The sequence below is a fragment of the Planococcus sp. RAB007_Raresut genome (assembly GCF_057369535.1).
The window spans coordinates 1-249 of the sequence record NZ_JBXYIF010000212.1; the positions used below are offsets into that span (position 1 = coordinate 1).

Sequence of the window (249 nt, forward strand, 5' to 3'; positions counted from 1 at the left end):
TTGCGCAGCCCTTCGATGGCGGCGTACACCGGCAGCAGGCCGACGCCCATGCCGCTGGTGATCGCGGTTTTCATCGCGTCGGCCGAATTCACCAGGAACGGCGAGCTGTTGATCGCCACGCTTTCCTGGCCTTCAGGGCCGTTGAAGGTCCATTTGTCCAGCTGGACCACCGGGCTGACCAGGCGCAGGCATGCATGGTTGAGCAAATCCTGGGGCCGCTGTGCGCAGCCCTTGGCCTTGACGTAGTCC

The 249-nt window shown here is 64.3% G+C and carries 1 protein-coding gene; it reads right to left on the bottom strand.

Going from position 1 to position 249, the window contains the following annotated elements; all coding sequences use genetic code 11:
* Window positions 1-249: type 2 periplasmic-binding domain-containing protein (locus AC2Q9J_RS18315; RefSeq protein ID WP_499042151.1), on the bottom strand; the 249-nt coding region annotated here is incomplete at both ends.